At 66.8% G+C, this 19,535-nt stretch carries 21 protein-coding genes and 3 tRNA genes; 7 read left to right on the plus strand and 17 right to left on the minus strand.

The features are described 5' to 3' along the window. The first annotated feature begins 166 nt into the window (after positions 1–166). On the plus strand, positions 167–1,810 hold the full coding sequence (locus tag AC1RAA_RS25290) for an ATP-binding protein (protein WP_492728117.1): 1,644 nt from the start codon (positions 167–169) through the stop codon (positions 1,808–1,810). Between the two features lie 159 nt (positions 1,811–1,969). Here the strand turns inward: AC1RAA_RS25290 and AC1RAA_RS25295 are convergent, their stop codons facing one another. From AC1RAA_RS25295 to folC, 11 genes are all read right to left on the minus strand, one after another. Further along, positions 1,970–2,587 (minus strand): DUF4337 domain-containing protein, encoded by a 618-nt coding sequence (locus AC1RAA_RS25295; RefSeq protein WP_492728119.1) that lies wholly within the window; start codon positions 2,585–2,587, stop codon positions 1,970–1,972. Between the two features lie 253 nt (positions 2,588–2,840). Further along, a complete protein-coding gene (locus AC1RAA_RS25300; RefSeq protein ID WP_070062418.1) occupies positions 2,841–3,212 on the minus strand; it encodes a hypothetical protein in 372 nt (123 codons plus the stop codon). Between the two features lie 218 nt (positions 3,213–3,430). Beyond that, positions 3,431–3,507, minus strand: a tRNA-Asp gene (locus tag AC1RAA_RS25305). A gap of 69 nt (positions 3,508–3,576) precedes the next feature. After that, positions 3,577–3,652 (minus strand) — tRNA-Glu (locus tag AC1RAA_RS25310). A 51-nt stretch (positions 3,653–3,703) separates the two neighbouring features. Next, a tRNA-Ala gene (locus AC1RAA_RS25315) sits at positions 3,704–3,779 on the minus strand. A 36-nt stretch (positions 3,780–3,815) separates the two neighbouring features. After that, the gene (gltX, locus tag AC1RAA_RS25320; protein ID WP_492728121.1) at positions 3,816–5,204 is read right to left on the minus strand and encodes a glutamate--tRNA ligase; all 1,389 of its coding nucleotides are present in this window, start codon (positions 5,202–5,204) and stop codon (positions 3,816–3,818) included. Positions 5,205–5,215: 11 nt separating this feature from the next. Further along, positions 5,216–6,439, minus strand: a complete 1,224-nt coding sequence (locus AC1RAA_RS25325; RefSeq protein WP_070062416.1) for an O-succinylhomoserine sulfhydrylase — start codon at positions 6,437–6,439, stop codon at positions 5,216–5,218. A gap of 21 nt (positions 6,440–6,460) precedes the next feature. Next, positions 6,461–7,963, minus strand: coding sequence for an amidophosphoribosyltransferase (purF, locus tag AC1RAA_RS25330; protein WP_095746326.1), 1,503 nt, complete (start codon positions 7,961–7,963; stop codon positions 6,461–6,463). A gap of 12 nt (positions 7,964–7,975) precedes the next feature. Beyond that, positions 7,976–8,461, minus strand: coding sequence for a CvpA family protein (locus AC1RAA_RS25335; protein ID WP_070062414.1), 486 nt, complete (start codon positions 8,459–8,461; stop codon positions 7,976–7,978). A gap of 35 nt (positions 8,462–8,496) precedes the next feature. Next, on the minus strand, positions 8,497–9,360 hold the full coding sequence (locus AC1RAA_RS25340) for an SPOR domain-containing protein (protein ID WP_492728123.1): 864 nt from the start codon (positions 9,358–9,360) through the stop codon (positions 8,497–8,499). Between the two features lie 72 nt (positions 9,361–9,432). Beyond that, positions 9,433–10,740: a bifunctional tetrahydrofolate synthase/dihydrofolate synthase gene (gene folC / locus AC1RAA_RS25345; protein ID WP_492728125.1), complete on the minus strand. Its 1,308-nt coding sequence runs from the start codon at positions 10,738–10,740 to the stop codon at positions 9,433–9,435. 36 nt (positions 10,741–10,776) lie between these two features. On the opposite strand from folC, the gene AC1RAA_RS25350 reads away from it, so the two are divergent. The 4 genes from AC1RAA_RS25350 (at position 10,777) to argG (ending at position 13,642) form a co-directional block, all read left to right on the plus strand. Then, entirely contained in the window at positions 10,777–11,130 is a 354-nt protein-coding gene (locus AC1RAA_RS25350) for an ArsC family reductase (protein ID WP_369629709.1), read from the plus strand. A 58-nt stretch (positions 11,131–11,188) separates the two neighbouring features. Then, the gene (locus tag AC1RAA_RS25355; protein WP_492728128.1) at positions 11,189–11,833 is read left to right on the plus strand and encodes a hypothetical protein; all 645 of its coding nucleotides are present in this window, start codon (positions 11,189–11,191) and stop codon (positions 11,831–11,833) included. A 126-nt stretch (positions 11,834–11,959) separates the two neighbouring features. After that, positions 11,960–12,286, plus strand: a complete 327-nt coding sequence (ppnP, locus tag AC1RAA_RS25360) for a pyrimidine/purine nucleoside phosphorylase (protein ID WP_062469962.1) — start codon at positions 11,960–11,962, stop codon at positions 12,284–12,286. Between the two features lie 15 nt (positions 12,287–12,301). Next, a complete protein-coding gene (argG, locus tag AC1RAA_RS25365) occupies positions 12,302–13,642 on the plus strand; it encodes an argininosuccinate synthase (protein ID WP_062469963.1) in 1,341 nt (446 codons plus the stop codon). A gap of 90 nt (positions 13,643–13,732) precedes the next feature. On the opposite strand, the gene AC1RAA_RS25370 is transcribed toward argG, so the two are convergent. Both AC1RAA_RS25370 and murB read right to left on the minus strand, forming a co-directional pair. After that, positions 13,733–14,566, minus strand: a complete 834-nt coding sequence (locus tag AC1RAA_RS25370; RefSeq protein WP_095950850.1) for a glycine-rich domain-containing protein — start codon at positions 14,564–14,566, stop codon at positions 13,733–13,735. Positions 14,567–14,570: 4 nt separating this feature from the next. Further along, complete coding sequence (murB, locus tag AC1RAA_RS25375; protein WP_095746331.1) at positions 14,571–15,623, minus strand: UDP-N-acetylmuramate dehydrogenase; 1,053 nt, start codon at positions 15,621–15,623, stop codon at positions 14,571–14,573. Between the two features lie 43 nt (positions 15,624–15,666). On the opposite strand from murB, the gene AC1RAA_RS25380 reads away from it, so the two are divergent. Together AC1RAA_RS25380 and AC1RAA_RS25385 are read left to right on the plus strand one after the other, a co-directional pair. Beyond that, on the plus strand, positions 15,667–16,152 hold the full coding sequence (locus tag AC1RAA_RS25380; RefSeq protein WP_062469970.1) for a YajQ family cyclic di-GMP-binding protein: 486 nt from the start codon (positions 15,667–15,669) through the stop codon (positions 16,150–16,152). 7 nt (positions 16,153–16,159) lie between these two features. After that, positions 16,160–16,804 carry a retropepsin-like aspartic protease family protein gene (locus tag AC1RAA_RS25385; RefSeq protein WP_062469972.1) on the plus strand — a complete coding sequence of 215 codons (645 nt, stop codon included), beginning with the start codon at positions 16,160–16,162 and terminating at the stop codon, positions 16,802–16,804. A 19-nt stretch (positions 16,805–16,823) separates the two neighbouring features. On the opposite strand, the gene AC1RAA_RS25390 is transcribed toward AC1RAA_RS25385, so the two are convergent. The 4 genes from AC1RAA_RS25390 to AC1RAA_RS25405 all read right to left on the minus strand — a co-directional run bounded on the left by AC1RAA_RS25390 (position 16,824) and on the right by AC1RAA_RS25405 (position 19,465). Beyond that, complete coding sequence (locus AC1RAA_RS25390; RefSeq protein WP_070062404.1) at positions 16,824–17,177, minus strand: RidA family protein; 354 nt, start codon at positions 17,175–17,177, stop codon at positions 16,824–16,826. 7 nt (positions 17,178–17,184) lie between these two features. Beyond that, the gene (gene plsY, locus AC1RAA_RS25395; RefSeq protein ID WP_062469978.1) at positions 17,185–17,820 is read right to left on the minus strand and encodes a glycerol-3-phosphate 1-O-acyltransferase PlsY; all 636 of its coding nucleotides are present in this window, start codon (positions 17,818–17,820) and stop codon (positions 17,185–17,187) included. 74 nt (positions 17,821–17,894) lie between these two features. Next, positions 17,895–18,386 carry an aminoacyl-tRNA deacylase gene (locus tag AC1RAA_RS25400; protein ID WP_492728134.1) on the minus strand — a complete coding sequence of 164 codons (492 nt, stop codon included), beginning with the start codon at positions 18,384–18,386 and terminating at the stop codon, positions 17,895–17,897. A 17-nt stretch (positions 18,387–18,403) separates the two neighbouring features. Further along, the gene (locus AC1RAA_RS25405) at positions 18,404–19,465 is read right to left on the minus strand and encodes an aldo/keto reductase (protein ID WP_492728137.1); all 1,062 of its coding nucleotides are present in this window, start codon (positions 19,463–19,465) and stop codon (positions 18,404–18,406) included. Between the last annotated feature and the right edge of the window lie 70 nt (positions 19,466–19,535).

Genomic DNA, 19,535 nt, shown 5'->3' on the forward strand with positions numbered 1-19,535 from the left:
TGCGCTTGAACTCGCGCAACCTGGGAAGGCGCGAACCGGTCAATGACCGGACAGGGCGCCCGATCAAAACCGGCGCACCGCCAGGCAAAGGCGGCTGACGAGATCCTCCGCAGAATCGGACTCCCCTCGGAGCGACGCGCATCGCCAAGCGTCGATCGAAGTCCAAATGAATCTGAATCTGGGAACTGCTGCGTTCTTCACGGCGCTGGCGGAGTTTGTCCTTGCCGCCGGCATGCTGGCGCTGTGGGCGAAGGGACGCGCGCGCTATCTGCTGGTCTGGGGCGTCGGCTTCCTTGTCTTCGGCGTCGGCGCTTTGCTGCTCATCCTGCGGGACAGGATCCCGGACTTCTTCTCCATCCTCCTCGGGAATTTCCTCACGACACTGAGTTCGGTCCTGTTCTACGTGGGCATCTGCCTGTTCTTCGATCGGCGCCGCGCGTGGCTGCCCTGGATGGCGGGGGTACTGGCGGTGGAAGTGGCCTTGCTGGCCTGCTTCTCCTATGTCACGTACGACACCTCGGCGCGTGTCTACGTGTACGGCGCGGCCCAGTCGGTGATCGCCCTGATGACCCTCCAGGCACTGTGCACGATGGGTCGTGGGCGCGGGGGAAACAGCAACCCCGAAGTGGTCGTCGTCGCCTTGCTGGCGTTGCTGGTTCATGGTGCACGCCTGGTCGGAACGCCCTTCTTTCCCGTGCCACAGGATTTTCTGGCATCGGGCAATTTCCAGACCCTGTTGGCCTTCGGCTTGAAGTTGACCCACATCGGCTACGCACTGGCGTTCGGCAACATGCACGCCGCCGCCTTGCATGCCGATCTGCGCGCGGCCCTCGCCCACATCGAGGCCAAGGCCCATCAGAAAGTCGAGATCCTGGGCTACATCGGTCACGACTTGCGCGCACCGCTTGCGACGATCGGCGGGTACGCGTCTCTCCTGCTCGCCGATGCGCACGACACGCAGCGCAAGCATCTGCTGACCATCCAGCGCAGCGTCAAGTACCAGCTCCACCTGATCGACGAACTGCTGGAATACGCCAAGGCAGAGCTGCAACCGCTGACGGTCCACCCCGTCACGACCGACCTGCCGCGCCTGCTGGACGACATTTCCGACTACGCCGTCGCTCTGTGCGCGCAGCGGAACAACCGCTTTCGCTACCGCCCTTCCGAGCGAATGCCCCGAGAGATCGGCCTGGACGGAAAGCGCATGCAGCAGGTGCTGCTGAACCTGCTGTCCAACGCCGCCAAGTTCACGCGCGACGGTGTGGTGACCTTGTCGGTCACGGCCCGGCCCGAGGGGCGCGCCTGTGTCTTGAGCTTCGCTGTCAGTGACACCGGGATCGGCATCGACATGAGCCGGAACATCGACATCTTCGGCGCCTTCCAGCAGATGCACCCCGCGAGCGGCAGCACGGGATTGGGCCTGTTCATCGCGCAGCGCATCGTCTCGGCCATGGGCGGAACGCTGAGTGTGGCCAGCGTGGCCGGTCAGGGTGCGACGTTCTCCTTCGCGCTGTCGGTGCCGGTCGACGCCTCCGACGCGGACTGGCCCGTCGTCGCGCAGCGGGAGACCGCGCCTGGCGAGCCATCACCGGCGCCCGCGATGCCCCGACATGCCATGCCGGAGGATCGCGCCCTGGACGAACTCGCCAGCCTGGCGCTGCAGGGCCGCGTCACGGACATCGAGCACTGGATCGAACGCCACGCCGACCAAGCCGCCTATGCGCCGTTCATGGCTCTGCTTGTCGACCTGCTGGAGCGGTTGGACCTGCGCGGGATTCACGCACTGGTGAATCGCCCCGCCAAGTCCTAGTGTGGTGTCCCGCAAATAGCTGCGCAAAATGAAATCGATGCGTTTCGCGTCAGGGCAAGGCGCAAACCGCAGCGATACCCGTAGGTATCGCGAGGATTTGCAACGCCGCCCTGGCGTGAAAGGCGCGATTTCATGCGCAGTTATTTGTGGGACACCACACTAGATGTGCAGCGCGGCCAGCGCGCCGATCGCCACGCCCGCGACGGCGACGCCGTACATGGCGCGCTCCAGCCATTTCTTCCGGGTGAGCAGCGCAATGGCCGCCAGCGCAATGGAGACCTGCAGCACGGTGGTGGCCTGCGCCCAGCGGTGGTGCTGGTGCATCTGCGTCTCGGACTGCGCGTCCCAGCGGCTGGCCTCGTCCTCCAGCTTCTTGGCGGCGGCCTGGATCTCGGTCTTCTCCTGCTCGTAGCGGGTGACCTTCACCTGCCAGCCCTGGCGACGGCCGTCGTCGGTGGCGGTGTCGCGTGCGAACTCCGCCAGCGCCTGCTTGGTGCTCTTCGACTGGAAGTAATTCCACTGGTTCGAAGCCTCGGTCTTCTTGATGGCCGCGTTGTTCTTGTAGAGGCCGGCGTTGGCCTGCGTGGCCCCGCCCATGTACGCGAAGATCGCGCCCGCCGTCGCAATGGCCGCGGTGCTGACAGCAATCTTTCCTGTCGTGCTCATGCCCTTGCCTGAAGAGGCTGCACCCTCATGGCCGTGGTCGTGACCGCCGGAGGCGGCATGCTCGAGTTCGTGATCGTGCGGACCATGCACGTGAAAGCCGTGTCCTGACATGAAGTTCTTCTTGGCGTAGTTGTTGGAAATCTGGAGGGCGCGCGAGTATGCCCGGACTTCACGTGTTGATGGCTCGGTGAAAGTCCTGTCGGCCCTGCGGATGCGCAGGGCGCGCAGGCAACCGCCGGGAGCGCATGGCTGCGCTCCGGAAACGCGCTGCGCTCAGGTCAACCGCGCGTGCATGCGAGCCGGGCCTGGCAGCAGATCACTGATGCCAGGCCCGGCAGATTCGCAGGGATCGACGTTCCCGATGTCAGTCGCGATCCTCGTAGTAGCGACGGTGCTGCTCGCGTTCCCACTGCCGGCGACGCCATTCACGGCGCTCTGCGCGGCGTTCCTCCCAGCGTTGCGCGCGACGCTCTTCCCAACGGGATTCAGGCTCGTAGTAGACAGGTGCCGGGGCGGAGTAGACCGGCTGTGCGGGCTGGTAGTAGGTCGGGGCTGGCCTGGAGTAGACAGGCGCCGGCTCGTAATAGACCGGTGCGGGCTCGCTCACGACCACGCCAGGCAGGTTGACGCCAATGGACCAACTGGTGGCCGCACTGGCCGATGCAGCGGTGAACAAGGCTGCGGCAGCAACAAGACCTGCGAAACCCAGCTTGAGAGTGGCTCGGGGGAAAGTCATTTCATCTCCTGGAGGGCGAGAAATAGCCCTGATGCACAACCAACGCCTGGCCTTGCGGCGCCGCGTACATCGCCACGGTGAAGAACGTTCCCAAATGTCACGCTGCCAGCTGGTCGAGGTGGGTTAGCCGGAATCCCAGGAACAAGTGCCAATCCGCGCTCAAGCCCCCGAGCAAAACAAAAAGCCCCAGTAGCAAAACTGCTACTGGGGCTTGTGTTTGGCGGAGTGGACGGGACTCGAACCCGCGACCCCCGGCGTGACAGGCCGGTATTCTAACCAACTGAACTACCACTCCTGGTAGACAACGTTCGTTCCTTGCGGAACCGAGTGTTGACGACTCGTGCCGACTTCACCGAAGTGAAACTGGCGACCCTACGGGGATTCGAACCCCGGTAGCCACCGTGAAAGGGTGGTGTCCTAGGCCTCTAGACGATAGGGTCAAAACCTTGGACGTGCTGCGATCAGCATCTCTAACCTACTCGACACTTTGATGGTGGAGGTAAACGGGATCGAACCGATGACCTCTTGCATGCCATGCAAGCGCTCTCCCAGCTGAGCTATACCCCCGTGTGGGTGTCGAGCCTCGAATTATAGCCCGATTTTTCAGGCCTTTTTCAATCGCTCGATAACTTTTTCGCGGGAAAAAATTTCGAGCACTGAATCGAGGGACGGTGTCTGCGATGTTCCCATCACAAGCACTCGTACTGGCATCGCTAACACGGGCATTTTCAGCGCGTGTGTCGCGAGGACTTCCTTGATCATAACTGCGATTTCGGCCCTCTCCCAGGCGACCGTCATCAATTTTTCAACGAGTGTTGCGATCGCGGGCTTCACTGCATCGGTGATGTGCTGCGCGCGATCTGCGTCGGTCACTTCGATGTCCGCATAAAACGCTGCAGCCCAACCAGCGAGCGCCACAGTCGTATCGCAACGGTCCTTGAAGAGCGCACAGATCGCAGGCAGACGCTCGTCGGCGACGATGCCGCGCTTTTGCAACTGCGCTGCAACAAGCGGCGCGAGCTCGTCGCCACTCTTGGCCTTGATGTACTGCGCATTCACCCACGCAAGCTTGGCCGCGTCCCACTGCGCGGGGCTCTTCGACAGGTGCGATCCGTCGAACCAGCTCACCATCTGCTCGCGCGTGAAGAGCTCGTCGTCGCCGTGGCTCCAGCCCAGGCGCGCGAGGTAGTTGAGCATGGCTTCGGGCAGGTAGCCGTTGTCCTCGTAGGCCGTGACGCTCACGGCACCGCGGCGCTTCGAGAGCTTCTGCCCGTCGTCGCCGAGGATCACGGGCACGTGGCCGAACTGCGGCAGCGGTGCGCCGAGCGCGCGGAAGATGTTGATCTGCCACGGCGTGTTGTTGATGTGCTCATCGCCGCGGAACACGTGCGTGATGTTCATGTCCCAGTCGTCGACCACCACCGCGAAGTTGTAGGTGGGCACACCGTCGGGCCGCAGGATGATCAGGTCGTCGATCTCGCGGTTGTTGATGGTGATCTCGCCCTTGACGAGGTCGTTCCACGTCACATCGCCTTCGGGCGGATTGCAGAAGCGCACCACGGGCGGCACGCCTTCGGGCACGGGCGGCAGCACCTTGCCGGGCGCCGGGCGCCAGCGGCGGTCGTACAGCGTCTTCTCTCCGCGCGCGCGTTGGGCTTCGCGCATCTCGTCGAGCTCGGCCGGCGTGCAGTAGCAGTGGTAAGCGGTGCCGGCCGCGAGCATCTGCGCGATGACTTCGCGGTAACGCTCGAGGCGTTGCATCTGGTAGATCGGGCCTTCGTCGTAGTCGAGGCCGAGCCAGTGCATCGACGCGAGGATCTGGTCGGTCGAGTCCTGCGTGGAACGGGCCACGTCGGTGTCCTCGATGCGCAGCACGAACTCGCCGCCGTGGTGGCGCGCATAGGCCCACGAATAGAGTGCGGTGCGCGCCGTGCCCAGGTGCAGAAAGCCGGTGGGAGACGGTGCGATGCGGGTGCGAACTTTGCCGGTCATGAAATGAAAAATCAGGAAGTCAGGGTGCTCAGGCCGCGCGAAAGATCGGCCGTGATGTCGTCGATGTATTCGAGGCCGACCGCGAGGCGGATCAACCCCTGGCTGATGCCCGCGGCCTGGCGCTGCACTTCGGTGAGGCGGCCGTGCGAGGTCGTGCCGGGGTGCGTGATGATGGTCTTGGTGTCGCCGAGGTTGGTGGCGATGCTCACCACGCGCGTGCTGTTGATCACATGGAAGGCGTTGGCGCGCGCGGCGTCGGGCGTGTCGCCAACCACGTCGAACGACACCACGGCCCCGCCCTGCCCCGACTGCTGGCGCATCGCGAGCTCGTGCTGTCCATGCGAGGCAAGACCGGGGTAGTACACGCGCGCAATGCCGGGCTGCTGCTCGAGCCACTGCGCCACGGCCAGTGCATTCGCGCATTGCGCCTTCATGCGAATGCCAAGCGTTTCCATGCCCTTGAGCACGACCCACGCATTGAATGGCGACAGCGCCATGCCGGCGGTGCGCACCACGGGGCCAAAGACATCGACGATGAGCTTCGACGGACCGCAGATCGCGCCAGCCATCACACGGCCCTGGCCGTCGAGGTACTTGGTGCCCGAATGGATGATGAGGTCGGCGCCCAGTTCGGCCGGGCGCTGCAGGATCGGCGTGCAGAAGCAGTTGTCGACCGCGAGCAGCGCGCCCACGCCGTGGGCCAGGTCGGCCAGGGCCTGGATGTCGCAGACTTCCGTCAGCGGGTTGGTCGGCGTTTCTGCGAAGAGCAGCTTGGTGTTGGGCTTGAGCGCCGCGCGCCATTCGGCCACGTCGGTCTGCGAGACGAAGGTGGTCTCGACGCCGAACTTGGCGAACTCCTTGCCGAACAGGTTCAGCGTGGAGCCGAACACCGAGCGCGAGCAGATCACGTGGTCTCCGGCCTTGAGCAGGCCCATGCACATCATGAGGATCGCGCCCATGCCGGTCGAGGCGCCGATGGCGGCCTCGGTGCCTTCGAGCGCGGCCAGGCGCTGCTCGAAGCTGGCGACCGTCGGGTTCGAGGTGCGCGAGTAGGTGAAGCCGGCCTCGGTGCCGGCAAAGCGGCGCGCCGAGGTTTCGGCGTCGGGCTGCACGAAGCCGCTCGTGAGGAACAGGGCCTCCGAGTGCTCGCCGTGCTGGCTGGGCGCCAGGCCGGTGCGCAGCGCGAGGGTGTCGCGGTGCAGGCCGGGTGGCAAGGTGCGTTCGTCTTGGCTCACGTCGGCCCTCTCTTCTTTCTCTTACTCGCTCGGGTTCGGCAGGGCGAGGCGCGAAGCGTCTTCTTCGTTTTCCTCGATGCGCGGACGGTTGCCGTTCATGCGCGAGATGGCGGCGGTGTCGATGTCGCCGGTCACGTACACGCCGTCGAAGCACGAGGCGTCGAAACCGGCGAGCTTCGGGTTGAGCGAGCCGATGGCGCGCTTCATGGCGTCGACGTCCTGGTAGATCAGCGCATCGCAGCCGATGAGCTCGCGGATTTCCTCGACGGTGCGGTCGTGCGCCACGAGTTCGTCCTTGGTCGGCATGTCGATGCCGTAGACGTTGGGGTAGCGCACCGGCGGTGCGGCGCTAGCCAGGTAGACCTTGCGGGCGCCGGCGTCGCGCGCCATCTGCACGATCTCGCGGCTGGTGGTGCCACGCACGATGGAATCGTCGACCAGCAGCACGTTGCGGCCCTTGAACTCGCTGCCGATCACATTGAGCTTCTGGCGCACCGACTTCTTGCGAACGCCCTGCCCCGGCATGATGAACGTACGGCCCACGTAGCGGTTCTTCACGAAGCCTTCGCGGTATGGAATGCCCAGGAGGTGCGCGAGCTGCGTGGCGCTCGGGCGGCTCGATTCGGGAATCGGGATGATCACGTCGATCTGGTTCGGCGGCACGGTCGAGACCACGCGCTTGGCCAGCGTCTCGCCCAGGTTCAGGCGCGCCTGGTAGACCGAGATGCCGTCGAGCACCGAGTCGGGACGCGCGAGGTACACGAACTCGAAGATGCACGGGTTGAGCGACGCACCTTCGGCGCATTGCATCGAGTGCACGTTGCCTTCGAGGTCGATGAACACGGCTTCGCCCGGCTCGATATTGCGTTCGAACACGTGGCCCGAGCCTTCGAGCGCGACCGATTCGCTGGCCACCATGACGGTGCCGTCGGCGCTGCGGCCCATGCACAGCGGGCGGATGCCGTAGGGGTCGCGGAAGGCCAGCAGGCCGTGGCCGGCGATCAGCGAGACCACGGCGTACGAGCCGCGCAGGCGCTTGTAGACGTTCTTGACGGCGGCGAACACCTCGGCCGGGTGCAACGGCACGCCGCGCGAGGAACGCTCGATTTCATGCGCCAGCACGTTGAGCAGCACTTCGGAGTCGCTCTCGGTGTTGGTGTGGCGGTGGTCGGTGGAGAACAGCTCCGCGCGCAGAGCGTGCGCGTTGGTCAGGTTGCCGTTGTGCACCAGCACGATGCCGAAGGGCGCGTTCACGTAGAAGGGCTGCGCCTCTTCCTCGCTGTAGGCGTTGCCCGCGGTCGGGTAGCGCACCTGGCCCAGGCCCACGTTGCCCGGCAGCGCGCGCATGTTGCGGGTGCGGAACACGTCGCGCACCATGCCCTTGGCCTTGTGCATGAAGAACTTGCGTTCCAGCAAGGTCACGATGCCGGCCGCGTCCTGGCCACGGTGCTGCAGCAGCAGCAGCGCGTCATAGAGCAGCTGGTTGACGGGTGCGTTGCTGACAACGCCGACGATTCCACACATGAACGATTCCTCTCAGGGCAGGTAGCTTGCCAACTTTTCAGGCAGCGAGGGTTTGAGGCCCTGCAATGCCGCATCGAGAACAATGGCGCTGCGCGATTCGTGCCACCAGGCACTGTCGCTCAACGCCAGCAAATGAACAACGACCGCCAGCACGAGCAGGGCCACCGCCCCCCGTGCCGCGCCGAACGCTGCTCCCAAAATCCGGTCCACCGGCCGCAGGCCGACCGCGGCGATCAGCTTGCGCGTGAGGGCCGCCGCCAGCCCCACGCCGAACGCCACCGCCACGAACACCAGCACGAAGGCCAGCGGGTAGCGCCAGGTGGCCTGCGGGTCGCCGAACGGCAGCCAGGCCGCCACGTCGGAGGCCACCCACTGGGCCACGATGAAGGCGGCCACCCAGCCGATCAGCGAAATCACTTCGAACACCAGGCCGCGCACCAGCCCGAACAGCATCGACAGCACGATGAGCGCGATGGCGATCCAGTCGAGCAGGGCCACGGCAATGAACTACAGGCAGCGGGCGACGGCGGTGCTTACAACGTGAGGATGGCTGCGGCCAAAGACAAGCCCTTGACCCGGTCCGCGGCCTTCTCGGCCTCGGCACGCGAGGCGAACGGCCCGACGCGCACACGCGTGCGTTCGCCGTCGGTCGTCTTGGCGACGTGTACGTAGGTCTTGAGGCCGGCGCGCTCGAGCTTCTGGCGCACTTCGCGCGCCTTGTCGGCATCGGCGAAGGCGCCGACCTGCACGACGAAGCGGCCGTTGTCGTCGGCGGCCGGCTTGGGCGCGGCGGCAGGCGGCTTGCCTTCGAGTAGCGCGCGGGCGCGGGCGCCGTCGTCGGCGTTCGCGGCGGGCTTGGCGGGTTCCGGCTTCGGCTTGGGCTCGGGCTTCGGTTCGGGCTTTTTCGGCTCCGGTTTGGGTTCGGGCTTCGGCTCGGGTTTGGGTTCCGGCTTGGGCTCGGGCTTCTTCGGCTCCACGGCGGGCTTGGGCGCCGCCGGCGTCGCGGGCACAGTCGCGCCCGGCTCGATCACGGTGCCGTCGGCGGTCTCGGTGATCATGCCGCCGGCCGACGAGGCCGCCGCCACGCGGGAGCTGCCATCGGACGACGACGAAGGCGCGCTGCTCGTCGCGGGTGCCGGCGTGGCGGGCACGGGCAGCGGCTTGGCCTTGTTGCGGTCGGGAATCTCGATCGGGATGTCGACCGGCACGGGGCGCGGCTGGGTGTCGAACAGCAGCGGAAAGCCGATCACGCCGACCAGCACCAGCACCGCTGCGCCGAGCAGCCGATGGCGCGCACGCCGGCGCATGGATTCGACACTTTCCGCCGGCACCGCCGCGGGGGCGCTGCGTCCTTCGTTGCCTTGTGGGCCGCGCGCGCGGAACTTGAAAAACGCCATGAAGTTCGATCCCTGGAGGAGTGCAGCGAGGTGGTGCCCGATGGTGCCGGATGGGTGTGGACAGCCCGACGATCAGCCGCCTGGCAGCAGGTGTTTGGCTTGCAGCCGGGGGGTGCCGTTTTCGAGGACGCCACCCACGGTGAAGAACGATCCGAAGACCACGATTCTATCAGTGGCACCTGCCTGCTCGATGGCCGCGCGCAGGGCGTCCATCGGGCTCGCGTGCACGCTGCCGGAGGCGTCGGCGCGCGTGTTCTGAGCCTGCCACGCGGCCAGCAGATCGGCGGCCTTGGCGGCGCGCGGCGTGGGCAGGTCGGTGAAGTACCAGCGATCGATCAGCGGCCCGATGCGCGCCAGGATGGGCGCGAGGTCCTTGTCGGCCATGACGCCGAACACGCCGTGCGTGGTGGGCGAAAAACCCATCGCGTCGAGGTTCTCGGCCAGCGCCGCGACGGCGTGGGCGTTGTGCGCCACGTCGAGCACCAGCGTGGGCTCGCCCGGCACGATCTGGAAGCGGCCCGGCAGCTCGACCATCGCGAGCCCGTTGCGCACCGCCTGCGCCGTGATCGGCAGCTGCGGGCGCAGCGCCTCGAGCGCCGCGAGCACGCCGGCCGCGTTGAGCAACTGGTTGGCGCCGCGCAGCGCCGGATAGGCCAGTCCGCTGTAGCGTCGCCCCCGGCCCGACCAGCCCCACTGCTGCTTGTCGCCCGAGACGTTGAAGTCGTGCCCGAAGCGCCACAGGTCGGCGCCGATGGCGTTCGCGTGGTCGATGACGCTTTGCGGCGGCACCGGGTCGCTCACGATGGCGGGCTTGCCGGCGCGCAGGATGCCGGCCTTCTCGAAGCCGATGCTCTCGCGGTCGGGACCGAGGTATTCCATGTGGTCCAGGTCGATGCTGGTGATGACGGCGCAGTCGGCGTCGATGATGTTCACCGCGTCGAGCCGGCCGCCCAGGCCGACCTCGAGGATCGCCACGTCGGGCTTCTCCTGGATCATGCAATGCAGGATGCCGAGCGTGGTGAACTCGAAGTAGGTCAGGGCCATGTCGCCGCGGGCCTTTTCCACCACCTCGAAGCTTGCTATCAGTTTGGAAGCATCGACCGCCTCGCCCTTGAGCCGCAGCCGCTCCTCGAAGCGCACCAGGTGCGGCGAGGTGAACACGGCCGTGCGGTAGCCCGCGTGCGTCAGGATCGATTCGAGCATGGCGCAGGTCGAGCCCTTGCCGTTGGTGCCCGCCACCGTGATGACGGGGCAGTCGAAACGCAGGCCCAGACGCTGCGCCATTTCTTTGGCGCGATCGAGCCCGAGTTCGATCTTGTCGGGATGAAGGTGCTCGGCGCGCGCGAGCCAGTCGTTCAGGGTTTCCATGGAGGCCGGCATTGTCGCCGACCCGCCGCTCGCGGCATCATGGCGGCCATGACAACCCTATACGGCATTCCGAACTGCGACACCGTCAAGCGCGCCCGCGCCTGGCTCGACGACCATGGCGTGGCCTACGCCTTCCACGATTTCAAGAAACAGGGCGTGCCCGAGACCGAGCTCGACCGCTGGCTCCAGGCCCCCGGCTGGGAGGCGCTGGTCAACCGCAAGGGCACCACCTGGCGCAAGCTGGACGAGGCCACGCGCAACGCCGTGGTCGACGCCGCTTCGGCCCGCCCCGTGCTGCTGGCCAACCCCAGCCTGATCAAGCGGCCGGTGGTCGATTGGGGCCCGAAGACGGGCGTAACGACTGGTTTCGATGCCGATAGCTGGGCTGTGAACGCCGTGTAAACCCCGGAACCCCGTCCCGCCGGCCGGCCTCCAACCGCGATCTGCAGGAGAGAACACCATGAACAGACACGTTTTTCGCATCCTCACAGGGCTTTCGGCGGCCGGCCTGCTGGCCACGGGCACCAGCGTCGTGCAGGCCCAGCAAGTGGTCCAGGCGCGCGTGATTTCCGCCACGCCGATCCGCGAAACGACCGGCAGCGACGTCAGCTACAACGTCACCTACGAGTACCAGGGCCGCCAGTACACGACCCGCACCACCAGCCGGCCGGGCGCCACCATCCCGATCCAGGCCAGCGGCTACGGGGTGACCACGTCGGGCGTGACCACCGCGCCGGTCCAGCCCCAGTCGCAATTGCAGCCCTACCCGGTCGAGGCCAACAACGGCCCGCAGTACCCGGAACAGTACCCGCAGCAGGGGCAGTACCCGTACCAGCAAGGCGCCAACGCCCCCTGGGACAGCGTCGTACCCGAACCCGGCGTGGTGGTGTCCAACGCGCCGGCGCCGGTCTACACGCAGCCGGCCCCGGTGTACGCCCCGCCCGTCTACGTGCAGCCCGCCTACACCTACCCGTATGCGCAGCCCTATGTCTACCCGCCGGTCGGCATCTCGCTGAACCTGGGCTATTCGCGCGGCTGGGGCGGTGGCGGCTACTACCGTGGCTATCGCGGATGGGGCGGCCATCGCCACGGCTGGCGCTACTGAGTTCCCCCACGGCGGGCCGGCTCGCCCGAGCCCCTAAAATCGAGGGCTTCTCCAACCCCGGGGGTGCTGCTGCCGCGGCGCGTCCCTCGATCCGCCGAACGCGCAGGCGCCGGCGCCATCCATCCAATGACGACGACTACCGACACCATCAACAGCGCCGCAGTGGCCACCAAGGCCAATGTGTATTTCGACGGCAAGTGCGTGAGCCACAACCTCACCCTGGCGGACGGCACCAAGAAATCGGTCGGTGTGGTCCTGCCCTCCACCCTCACCTTCAACACCGGCGCGCCTGAAATCATGGAAGGCACCGGCGGCAGCTGCGAATACCAGCTCGCAGGCACCAGCGAATGGATCGCCTCGGGCCCCGGCCAGAAGTTCAGCATCCCGGGCAACTCCAGCTTCCAGATCCGCGTGAGCGGCGAGCCCTACAGCTACATCTGCCACTTCGGTTGAAACGGAACCCCTGACATGTCGACCATTCTCCAAAACGTTCCCGCCGGCCAGAAGGTCGGCATCGCCTTCTCCGGCGGCCTGGACACCAGCGCGGCGCTGCACTGGATGAAGCTCAAGGGCGCGGTCCCCTACGCCTACACCGCCAACCTCGGCCAGCCCGACGAGCCTGACTACGACGAGATCCCGCGCAAGGCGATGCTCTACGGCGCCGAGAACGCCCGCCTGATCGACTGCCGCGCGCAGCTGGCCAACGAAGGCATCGCCGCCCTGCAGGCCGGCGCGTTCCACGTGACCACCGCCGGCGTGACCTACTTCAACACCACGCCGCTGGGCCGCGCGGTAACGGGCACCATGCTGGTGTCGGCCATGAAGGAAGACGACGTCCACATCTGGGGCGACGGCAGCACCTACAAGGGCAACGACATCGAGCGCTTCTACCGCTACGGCCTGCTCACCAACCCCGCATTGAAGATCTACAAGCCCTGGCTCGATCAGGTCTTCATCGACGAGCTGGGCGGCCGCGCCGAAATGTCGGCGTTCATGCAGAAGGCCGGCTTCGCCTACAAGATGTCGTCCGAAAAGGCCTACTCGACCGACTCGAACATGCTGGGCGCCACGCACGAAGCGAAAGACCTCGAGCACCTGAACAGCGGCATGCAGATCGTGCAGCCCATCATGGGCGTCGCCTTCTGGAAGGACGAAGTCGAAGTCAAGCGCGAAACCGTCTCGGTGCGCTTCGAGGAAGGCGTGCCCGTCGCGCTGAACGGCGTGCGCTACACGAACCTGGTCGAGCTGATCCTCGAAGCCAACCGCATCGGCGGTCGCCACGGCCTGGGCATGAGCGACCAGATCGAGAACCGCATCATCGAGGCCAAGAGCCGCGGCATCTACGAGGCTCCCGGCCTGGCGCTGCTGTTCATCGCCTACGAGCGCCTGGTCACCGGCATCCACAACGAAGACACCATCGAGCAGTACCGCGACAACGGCCGCCGCCTGGGCCGCCTGCTGTACCAGGGCCGCTGGTTCGACCCGCAGGCCATCATGCTGCGCGAAACGGCCCAGCGCTGGGTGGCGCGCGCCATCACCGGCGAAGTGACGGTCGAGCTGCGCCGCGGGAACGACTACTCGATCCTGAACACGGAATCGGCCAACCTCACGTACAAGCCCGAGCGCCTGAGCATGGAAAAGGTCGAAGGCGCGTTCACGCCGCTGGATCGCATCGGCCAGCTCACGATGCGCAACCTGGACATCGTCGACACGCGCGAAAAGCTCGCCATCTACACGCAGGTCGGCCTGCTGTCGTCGGGCGAAGGCGCCTCGCTGCCGAAGCTGGCGAACGACGGCGACGCGAGCTGATCGATCCCTTCGCTGCCCTTGTCAACCGCAAGGGCAGCAATGACAACGGGCCCCTCGGGGCCCGTTTTTCTTTGGAAGGTGCACCCGGCGTCAGTCGCCGCCTCCTCCGCACCCGCCACCGCATCCACCGCCCCCATCGGACGCGCCACCTCCGTCGCTGGAGCCGCCATCGCCGCTCCCGCTCGCCTCGCTGCCGCCGAAGCCTCCGGCATCGCCCGAGCTGCCGCCGTCGGACGACGAATCGCCGAAGCTCGAACCGCAGTGCGCGTCGGTGCCCGTTGCGCGCTCGATCGCCCGGCAATCGGGGATGTAGTGAAAGCCGTCCGCAATCGCAAACTTGATGTCCAGCGCAAACAGCAGCGGCAGTCGCGCCGGATTACGCGGGTCGATGCTTTCTTCCTTGCAGGCCCAGTACCAGGTGCGGCGCAGGCCGTCGTTGCGCCGCGCGTCCTGGCCCAGTACCTCGGCCGGGCTGTGGTGCAGCAGGCGCCCGAAGGCCGCCTGGCACCAGGTCTGGTAGCCCTGCGTGTGCAGGATGAACTCGTGCCAGGCCGTGTCGACCACCCGCGAGGGCATGGCGACGAACTTGAGGTTGCTGCGCAGGTACGCCATGAAGAACTGCCGCAGCCCGCGCAGCACCAGCTCGGCGTCGCGTCGGCTCAGTTGCGGGTGCGCCGCGCGGAGCTTGCCGATCAGGAACGGCGGCAGCCGGGCCTCGCGGATGAACTGGCGGCGCAGGCTGAGTTCGATCTGGCTCAGGAGCCCCGCGAAGCAGAGGGCCGCGAGGATCAGCAGCACCGACCCCCACCAGCCCGCCCGCACCAGGAACACCGAGGCGATGCCCGCCACGATGACGGCAAGCTGCGCCCAGCCCAGCACGGCGATGCGCCGGCGGTAGTTCAGGTGCAGGAAGTCGAGATCCACCGTCTCAGACCACCACGGGTTCCGGCTCCAGCCGGATGCCGAAGCGTTCGTACACGCTGGTCTGGATCGCCTTGGCCAGGGTCATCACCTCGCCGCCGGTCACCGGGTTGGCCGAGCCGCCGCGGTTGACCAGCACCAGCGCCTGTTTTTCGTACACGCCGGCGTTGCCCACCGACTTGCCCTTCCAGCCGCAGGCGTCGATGAGCCAGCCGGCCGCCAGCTTGATGCTGCCGTCGTCCATCGGGTAGTGCACGATCTTGGGGTCGCGCGCAATGATGTCGGCGCACTGTTCGGGCGTGACCGTCGGGTTCTTAAAGAAGCTGCCGGCGTTGCCCAGCACGCGCCAGTCGGGCAGCTTGGCGCGGCGGATGGCGCAGATCCACTCGAAGATGTCGACCGCGCTGGGTGTGAAATTGGCGGTTTCTTCCATCTTGCGCTCGAGGTCGAGGTAGCCGACCACCGGCTTCCAGGGCTTGGGCAGCCGGAAACGCACCCGCGTGATGACCGCGCGGCCCGCCAGGCCGAAGTCGTTCGGGCCGCTGCGCACGTGCTTGAAGACCGAGTCGCGGTAGCCGAAGGCGCACTGCGCCGCGTCGAGCGTGAAGGCGCGGCCGGTTTCGAGGTCGAAGGCGTCCAGCGAATCGAAGCGGTCCTGCAGCTCGACGCCGTAGGCGCCGATGTTCTGCACCGGCGCGCCGCCCACGGTGCCGGGAATGAGCGCCAGGTTTTCCAGCCCCGGGTAGCCGCTGCGCACCATCCATTCGACGGTGTCGTGCCAGGTTTCGCCGGCGCCGGCCTCGACGATCCAGGCACGCGGCGTCTCTTCGACCAGCCGCCGGCCCTTGATCTCGACCTTCAGCACCAGCGGCTTGACGTCGCCCGTGAGCACGATGTTGCTGCCGCCGCCGAGCACGAAACGGGGTTCGTCGCGCCAGGCCGGATCGGCGTGCAGCGCGGCCAGGTCGGCCTCGCTGGTGATGCGCGCCAGGTGCTGCGCGCGCGCGACGATGCCGAAGCTGTTGTAGGGCTGCAGCGGGACATTGGACTCCACGATCATGGGAGAATTGTCGCATTCAGTACCCGTGCGTCCAGGAGAGCCTATGCCGTCTTTCGATACCGTCTGCGAGCCCAATCTGCCCGAAGTGAAGAATGCGGTCGAAAACACCGCCAAGGAAATCGGCACGCGCTTCGATTTCAAGGGCACCGCTGCCGCCGTCGAGCTCAAGGACAAGGAGATCACCATGATCGGCGACGCCGAGTTCCAGCTCGTGCAGGTCGAGGACATCCTTCGCAACAAGCTCACCAAGCGCAGCGTCGACGTGCGCTTTCTCGACAAGGGCGACGTCCAGAAGATGGGCGGCGACAAGGTCAAGCAGGTCATCAAGATCAAGAACGGCATCGAGACCGAGCAGGCCAAGAAGATCACCCGCATCGTCAAGGACAGCAAGCTCAAGGTGCAGGCCGCGATCCAGGGCGACGCCGTGCGCATCACCGGCGCCAAGCGCGACGACCTGCAGGCCGCCATGGCCCTCATCAAGAAGGACGTGCCCGACATGCCGCTGTCCTTCAACAACTTCCGCGACTGACCCGCGCATGAAGGCGCTCCTCGTCGCGGCGCTGTGGGCGGCCGCGGCCATGGCGGCGCACGCCGCCGACTCGGTCACGCTGACCGGCTCCATCGGCAGCCGCGCCATCCTCATCGTGAACGGCGCGCCGCCCAAGACGGTGGCGGTCGGGGAGACCTTCCAGGGCGTCAAGCTGGTGTCGCTGCAGGCCGACCAGGCGGTGGTCGAATCGGCGGGCAAGCGTTTTTCGCTGCGCATGGATTCGCCTGTGAGCATCGGCCGGGGCGGCATTGCCGGCAGCGGCGGCAACCGCATCGTGCTGCAGGCCGACAGCCGGGGCCACTACATGACGCAGGGCCAGATCAACGGCCGCGCCGTCACCTTCATGCTCGATACCGGCGCAACCACCATCGCGCTGTCGGCGGTCGATGCCCAGCGCATCGGACTCGACTACAGCAAGGGGCAACTGGTGCAGATGCGCACGGCCAACGGCAACGCTGCGGGCTACAGGCTGCGGCTGCAAAGCGTGCGCGTGGGCGACGTCGAGGTCTACGACATCGACGCCATCGTCTCGCAGCAGCCCATGCCCTTCGTGCTGCTGGGCAACAGCTTTCTCAATCGCTTCTCGATGCGGCGCGATGCCGACGAGATGATTCTCGAGAAGCGGTACTGAGACCGCTCCCGATCTAGCCTCAGGCCTGTGCGGCCGTGACGACGATCTCGATCTTGTAGGCCGCGTTGGCCATCTTGGCCTCCACGGTCGCGCGCGGCGGCGTGTTGCCGGCCGGAATCCACGCGTCCCACACCTCGTTCATGGCGCCGATGTCGCCGATGTCGGCCAGGAAGATCTGCGTCATGAGGATGCGCGACTTGTCGCTGCCGGCCTCGGCCAGCAGGCGGTCGACCATGCCGAGCACCTGCGCGGTCTGGCCGCGAATATCCTGCGTGGTGTCGTCGGGCACCTGGCCCGCGAGGTAGATGGTGCCGTTGTGCACCGCGGTCTCGGACAGACGCGGGCCGACGTGAAAGCGGGTGATGGATGCCATGGTGAGTTCAAGCCTTTTTCTTCGAGCCGAGTTTCGACTCCGTGCCGGCCGCGAGCCGGCGGATGTTTTCGCGGTGCCGCCAGATCAGCAGCAGACTCATGATGATGATCGCAATCAGCACCGTGCGGTCGAGTGGCCACGCAATGTTTCCACCCAGCAGGTAGTAGGCCGGTGCGAAGAACGCCGCCACCAGCGACGACAGCGACGAATAGCGGAAGAAGATCGCGATGATCAGCCAGGTCGCGCCCGTGGCCAGCCCCAGCCAGGGCGCGATGCCCACCAGCACGCCGGCGGCCGTGGCCACGCCCTTGCCGCCCTGGAAGCCGAAGAACACCGGGTACAGGTGGCCCAGGAAGGCCGCCAGGCCCGCCAGCGCCGCCACGCCCTCGCCCAGCCCCCACTGCGCGCCGAACTGGCGGATCAGGAACACCGGCAGCCAGCCCTTCGCCGCGTCGAGCAGCAAGGTGGCCAGCGCCGCGCCCTTGTTGCCCGAACGCAGCACGTTGGTGGCACCGGGGTTGCCGCTGCCGTAGCTGCGCGGATCGGCCATGCCGAGCGACTTGCTCACGATGACCGCAAACGACAGCGAACCGATCAGGTACGACGCCACGATGGCAAGGAGGGAAGGCAGATCGAAACTCAAGGCGGGTCTCCGGGAAACGGATTGTTGTTGTGCACCGCCGGCCTGCATGCCCGGCGGGAAAAAGCAAACGCCGGCTATTCTGCCAGCGCGCACTGCACGGGCTTGGCGCCCAGGAGCGTCACGCACACCTGCGGATCGATGCCCACGAGGTAGCCGCGCCGCCCGCCGTTGATCGCGATCTTCGGCAGTTCGAGCACGCTCGACTCGATGTAGACCGGCATCTCGCGCCGCGTGCCGAAGGGCGAGGTGCCGCCCACCATGTAGCCGCTGTGGCGCTGCGCCACCTCGGGCTTGCAGGGCTCGACCGACTTGGCGCCGATCTGCCGCGCGAGGTTCTTGGTCGACACCGTGCGGTTTCCGTGCATCAGCACGATCAGCGGCCTGGCGTCCTGGTCCTGCATCACCAGCGTCTTGACCACGGTGAACGGGTCGAAGCCCAGCACCTGCGCGCTGTGCTGGGCGCCGCCGTGCTCCTGGTACTCGTAGGGGTGCTCGGTGAAGGCGACCTGGTTCGCCCGCAACAGCTGGGTGGCGGGCGTCTCGGAAACGTGGGCTTTCTTGCTCACTTGCTCACTTGTTCGGGTCAGGCGGCGGGGTCGCGGATGTCCAGGCGGATCTTGTCGATCTCGGCCAGCACCTCGGCCGACAGCGTGGTGCCGTAGGCGTCCAGGTCTTCGTCGAGCTGCGCCACCGAGGTCACGCCGATGATCGTGCTCGCCACCTGCCACTTGGTGTAGCAGAAGGCCAGCGCAAGCTGCGTGGGGCTCAGGCCGTGGTCGCGCGCGAGCTGGTTGTAGCGCCGCGCCGCGCGCAGCGCGTCGGGCTTGCCCCAGCGCTGCTTGCGCACCGATTCGTAGCTCGAGATGCGCGCGCCCTTGGGCGCGTCGGGGCCTTCGATGCCACTCTGGTCGTACTTGCCCGTCAGCAGGCCGAAGGCCAGCGGCGAGTACGCCAGCAGCGACACGCCGAGCCGGTGCATGGTCTCGTCGAGCGCGTTCTCGTGCGCGCGGCTCACCAGGTTGTAGACGTTCTGCACCGACACCACGCGCGGCAGCCCGTGCTGCTCGGCCAGCCGCACGAACTCGTGCACGCCGTAGGGCGTCTCGTTCGACAGGCCGATGGTGCGCACCTTGCCCGCCTTCACCAGCTTGCCCAGCGCCTCGAGCTGGTCGTGGATCGGCGTCTGCGAGGTTTCCTTCTCGGGGTTGTAGTGGATGTTGCCGAACACCGGCACGTGGCGCTCGGGCCAGTGGATCTGGTACAGGTCGATCACGTCGGTCTGCAGGCGGCGCAGGCTGCCGTGGCACGAGGCCTCGATGTCGGCCGCCGTCATGCCCGTGCCTTCGCGCACCCAGGGCATGCCGCGCGAGGGGCCGGCCACCTTGGTCGCCAGCGTGATCTTCTGGCGCGTGCCGGGGTTGGCCGCAAACCAGTGGCCGATGATGGTTTCGGTCGCGCCGCAGGTTTCCTTGCTCGCCGGCACCGCGTACATCTCGGCGGTGTCGATGAAGTCGACGCCGCGCTCGAGCGAACGGGCCAGGACGGCGTGGGCGGTGGGCTCATCGACCTGCTCGCCGAAAGTCATGGTGCCGAGGCAGATCGGGGTGACGTGGAGGTCGCTCTGACCGAGTGGAATCTTTTTCATGCGCGGAATGCTAGCGCGCCCGCGCGGCAGGCGCTGCCCCGGCCCCGAGAAACCGAGCGCCGCCCTGTCC

This window comes from Variovorax sp. GW823-FHT04F07 (assembly GCF_058795995.1).